Genomic DNA, 1,346 nt, shown 5'->3' with positions numbered 1-1,346 from the left:
GGGTTATAGGACAAAACGTGTTGATGGCTAATCCCATTCTGTAAAAGATTTATCCATCTTATGGAGGTCACTCCACACAATGGCATCACCCCAAAGTGAAAGACTCTTTTCCAACCGGGATTTATCATTCATCCTTTGATATATTGCTGCAATACTTCTATCTGTAGGCATAGTTTTTATTATTTCAGACAATGAAAGCGGTTCTGGAGAGTGCATATAACACCACCAGTAAACCGCTTTTATTCGTCTTTCTATAGAAAGTCCTCTATGATTTCTCAACATTTCTCTGAGTCTTGAGTTGATTCCGCCTTCAATTCTGTTATTCGTAGATGGTGCAATGAAATCATTTATAAATTCCTTATCCAGGTATGTAAACAGTGTGTTTTCTTTGATAAGTTTAAGAAGGGATCTCTCTGCTTTAAGCAGTCTCTCATGAGTTGGTCTTTTATTACCATGCTCATCTACCGTCATTTCTCTAAGAAATTCCTGATACTTCTTTATCCACTCAGTGAAACGAGTTACCCATGTTTCTGCCTCTTGTTTCTCTTTTATTTTAAGTAAATCTTTAGCCAGACAATAAAGCTCTACTCCAGCTAATGTATTAGGTTTGGACGTTGTATAACGTTTTATCTGGCAGAATACATGAAATATACATCTTTGATGTTTTGCTATTGGCCATACTTTTTTCAGTGCTTTTGCAAATCCTGTTCCACCATCTGATACAACCATTCTTGGCTCAGCTATACGCTTCATTAAAGCAATCCAGGCACCTGCATGTTCATATCGGCACAAATACCATCCAAGTACATTTTTCTCATCGCAGCAGATTAGCACACAGGCCTTTCGGCCAAGATAAATTCCATCAAGAAAAAGAACATCTTTGGTTTCTTCTATTTTCGGTGGCATCGGCCATATATCCCAAAATCTTGCTGTCTTTCTTCTAAATGTTCTTCCTTCTCCTGGCATTATTGATTGAGCTTCTTTTCCAAACAACCAATCTAAGAAGATTTGTAACTCCTTTGAATCATTATCTATTTTATGTGTTAACGAAGTTTTGCATTTCTTGCATAGCCAGCGTTGTGTTCCCGCTTTTGTTTTTCCTGCTTTAACACATTTGTTTCCACAAATAGGACAATTTATCTGATTCATTTAATCTTCCTCCATGGTTTTCTATTTCAAGAAAGATTAAACTCTGTTTTGCCCTTTATTTTCAATGGTTAGAGCATTTTTTATCAACACGTTTTGTCCACCCTCAAAGTTCTTTGAAAAAAGATTAAACCGCCTTCAGCCCTTTATTTTCAAGGCTTGAAAGCGGTTTTCATCAACACATTTTGTCCTATAACTCT

At 36.6% G+C, this 1,346-nt stretch carries 1 protein-coding gene; it reads right to left on the bottom strand.

Annotated elements, in window-relative coordinates; genetic code table 11:
- Positions 1-27 precede the first annotated feature (27 nt).
- Positions 28-1,149, bottom strand: coding sequence for an IS1249 family transposase (locus DWX65_RS14775; protein WP_118173748.1), 1,122 nt, complete (start codon positions 1,147-1,149; stop codon positions 28-30).
- Positions 1,150-1,346: the final 197 nt, after the last annotated feature.

Origin of the sequence: Roseburia sp. AF20-18LB (genome assembly GCF_003461185.1) — a bacterium.
GTDB classification, from domain to species: domain Bacteria; phylum Bacillota; class Clostridia; order Lachnospirales; family Lachnospiraceae; genus Roseburia_C; species Roseburia_C amylophila.
Note: the sequence above shows the minus strand (reverse complement) of the source record. Positions and strands in the feature narration are given on the sequence as shown.

Coding starts and splice junctions, on each gene's coding strand:
- DWX65_RS14775 (WP_118173748.1), bottom strand. CDS start 1,149: ATGAATCAGATAAATTGTCCTATTTGTGGAAACAAATGTGTTAAAGCA.